We start from the raw sequence: 3,135 nt of genomic DNA on the forward strand, positions 1-3,135 counted from the left end.
CGACGACGTCGAGAGCCTTCACGAGGTGCGGCACGCGTATGCCGGCCTCGAAAGGCTCATCGGCCCGCAGCGAGTGAACGAGGCGGAAGAGGTCTGCTCCAGCCGCTCCGAACTCAGCGCGCTGGTGCGTGTCGTCAACGAGGAACTGCGCCGGCGCATCGAGGCGGCCGAGGGCACGCTGCAGTCGCTGCGTGCCGCCGTGGCTGCTAGATGAGCCCCCTGGTCGCGGCCTTCAGCGTCGCGGCCGCACGGGTCGTGCATCCGAGCTTCTGGAACAGGCGCTCGACATGAGTGCGCACCGTGCTCGGGCTGATTCCCAGCGCACGGGCGACTTCCTTCGTGTTGTGCCCCTGGCTGATGCTGCGCAGCACTTCGAGCTCGCGCTGTGAAAGAGACGCGTCGCCTTGTGGCGGCGCAACGGGCTTTGATGATGAGGCGCCCGGCAGGACGCATGCGAGCAGCGCCGTGACGACTTCCTCGTCGAAGCGGCCCGCCTTGGCGTCTTCCTTCATGCAGTCGAGCGCCTGGGCCTCGGTGAGTTCAGGCCGCCACGGACGACGGGTGCGGTGCGATTGCCACTGCTGGGCCGCCGCGACGATCTGCCCCTCCAGCGGCATCGCCGAGCCCGAACGACCGCGGAAGTGGCCGGAGCCATCACGCCGCTCGAAGGCGAAGGACGCGATCTCCGCTTCCGCCGCGAGGCCGTCGATCTGCCCTGCGGCGCGGGAAGTCCAGTACGGCACGAGCCGCACGCGCTCCAACGACGAAGCCGGCAGCGGCTCGGGCGCATTCCAGATGGCGTTGGGAACCGCCGCCCGCCCGATGCCGTGGATCAGTCCGGCCTTGTACGTGCGGTGGCACGCGGCCTCGTCGAGGCCGAGCTGCACGCCGCAGTCGCGCGCCAGCCGGGCCACGCGGCGCGAGTAGCCTGTCATCCAGGGCAGCTTGAGGTCGATCACGTCGCCGACGAGTTCCAGGCCCATGCGCCGGAGCATCGAAGGGGGCTGCTCGGTGGGCTCGGTCCATGGCGCGACGGGGGAATCCAGCTCCTTCATCCATGCCGGTGCACGGGGCGCGCTCGCGTCGACGAGGAAGGCGGGGTAGAGGCTGTCCGCGCGTCCGCGAGCGAGCGTAAGCGCTTCGTCGATTCCGTAGAGGCGGCCGAAGATCTCCAGATCGCTCGCGAGCGCCACGACGTAGGTCGCGAGCGGAACCTCGTTGCCCTGCAGCACGCCGGGGATGCCGCTGCCGTCGTAGGCCTCGAACACCGCGCGCAGGGCCGCCTCGGTCTCGCGGCTCAACCCCAGGGTGTTGGCGATGTCGCCGGCGATCTCGCAATGGATGTCGGCCATGGCCAGCACGGCGTCGGGCACCGGCCCGCTGATGTGCGGCTGGCGCATGCGGGGTGCCGGCGACGCGAGCAGCGCGCGCCGGCCCTGCACGTCGTCTTCGAGGAAGTCGGCGAACTCCTGCGCATTGGCGGTGCAGCCCGACCAGCGCAACAACGCGACATGCCGCACGGCCTCGATCTGACTTGGGTCACAACCGGCCTCGGCCGCGATCTTCCCGGCGAGCCAGGCCGTGCGCAGTGAATGGTCGGTCGGCTGGCCCATGCTCAGGTCGACGATGAAGGCCAGTGCGCGGACCGCGTCGAAAACGGTGATGGTCGTCGTGTCGTCGGACATGGGGCGTGAATCGCTGCGGCGGGCACGCAGCATCGCACAGTTCAGGGCGGGCTTCTGTCGGTCATCCGACGGATACCGCGTGGGGCGAGGGCGCAGAAGAATCGTTGCACCGTTCGCTCTTCCATGAGCGGCAGCCTTCTCAACCAGCGGCTCTTTCCGCCTTTTCGCAATGTCCAACGCCTTGAAAACCGAATCCCAGCGAGCCGCCTGGCTGCGCAAGTACTACTTCGTTCGTGCCGCCTTTTCCTTCGCGTGGGTCGCGGCGGTCTTCACTGTCGCCAGGCAGTCGCCCGCCCTGGCGGCCGCGCTGCTGATCGTCTATCCCGCCTGGGATGCTCTTGCGAACCTGCTGGACGTCAGGATGACGGGCGGCGCGAAGGCCAATGCCACGCAGTTGATCAACATCTGGATCAGCGCGCTGGTCACGCTCGCGGTTGCGGGCTCGCTCGTGTTCAAGCTGCAGATCGTGCTGGCGATCTTCGGGATCTGGGCCATCGTTTCGGGCCTGCTGCAGCTGGCGACAGCCGTGCGTCGCCGCAAGGACAACGGAGGGCAGTGGGTGATGATGCTTAGCGGGGCGCAATCAGCGCTGGCCGGCGGGTTCTTCGTGGCACAGCAGAGCGGAGGTGCGCCAATCCTGCAGACGCTGGGTGGCTATGCGGCGGTTGGGGCCGTGTACTTCCTGATTTCGGGGGTGATTCTTCTGGTTCGAGAGAGCAAGCGAGGAGATCGGGGGCTTGCTTCGGGGAAGAGTTGAAGGCGATATTTTTCGACGGAGGAGTTGTGAGTTGCGCGGCAGCTCAGGGCCCACTTGAGACATTCGAGCTTGCGCACAATGCAGGCGGTTGGTCTACGCGCCTACCCCCATGCGTAAGGCTTCAACTCAAGGCTTTTCGTCCACACATCGAGTGCGAAGTCGCGCCGCTGAAGTTCTGCTAGAAAGCCTGCAAACGACTCGCTCATGAGGGCGTACTCGGAAGAGCTTCGGGCGAGGAAATGGATTTGGTCGTTTGCAAGAGAAGTGGCGTAGTAATTACCGCAGTCATCTTGAGCGAATATGACGTGACCGGTGAGCTCGCCAACCTCAATTTGCTGAATCCACTGGCTCCGGAAGCTCAGAACATCTGCAATATCACCGTATCCAGTTTTGCAGAGGAACGTTTCGACACTTTTTGGCATGGCACCTGCGGTATCGCGAATCGTCCACGGCCGGCGGTAAGTCTCGAAGGCGTTGAATAGAGGTTTCCAGCGAAGCCACGCCTTGCGCTTTCCAGCGAGGATCCGGTCTGCAATCTCTTCGACGTGCGACACCTCCATGGCTCTCCTCAATTCCGGGGGTTGGTCGGAAGCGGCTTGAGGTCAATCCTCTCAAAACATCGTCATCAACCTTGCGCATCACGCCCTCTGTAAAGGACGCGAAATTTACGTTGTCCAGCTGGTCTTGGAGCGG

Annotated in this window: 4 protein-coding genes; 2 read left to right on the plus strand and 2 right to left on the minus strand. The window is 65.1% G+C overall.

Annotated elements, in window-relative coordinates; genetic code table 11:
* Positions 1–214: hypothetical protein (locus ACT6S0_RS27375; protein ID WP_444766880.1), on the plus strand; the 214-nt coding region annotated here is incomplete at its 5' end.
* Here the strand turns inward: ACT6S0_RS27375 and ACT6S0_RS27380 are convergent.
* Entirely contained in the window at positions 207–1,685 is a 1,479-nt protein-coding gene (locus tag ACT6S0_RS27380) for an HD domain-containing phosphohydrolase (protein WP_444766881.1), read from the minus strand. The genes ACT6S0_RS27375 and ACT6S0_RS27380 overlap by 8 nt on opposite strands.
* 169 nt (positions 1,686–1,854) lie before the next feature.
* Between ACT6S0_RS27380 and ACT6S0_RS27385 the strand changes: the two genes are divergently transcribed.
* Positions 1,855–2,442: a DUF308 domain-containing protein gene (locus ACT6S0_RS27385; RefSeq protein ID WP_444766882.1), complete on the plus strand. Its 588-nt coding sequence runs from the start codon at positions 1,855–1,857 to the stop codon at positions 2,440–2,442.
* 101 nt (positions 2,443–2,543) lie between these two features.
* Here the strand turns inward: ACT6S0_RS27385 and ACT6S0_RS27390 are convergent, their stop codons facing one another.
* Positions 2,544–3,002: a hypothetical protein gene (locus tag ACT6S0_RS27390; protein WP_444766883.1), complete on the minus strand. Its 459-nt coding sequence runs from the start codon at positions 3,000–3,002 to the stop codon at positions 2,544–2,546.
* Positions 3,003–3,135 lie beyond the last annotated feature (133 nt).

The organism is Roseateles sp. (assembly GCF_052436255.1).
In the GTDB taxonomy this organism is placed as follows: Bacteria; Pseudomonadota; Gammaproteobacteria; order Burkholderiales; family Burkholderiaceae_C; genus Pelomonas.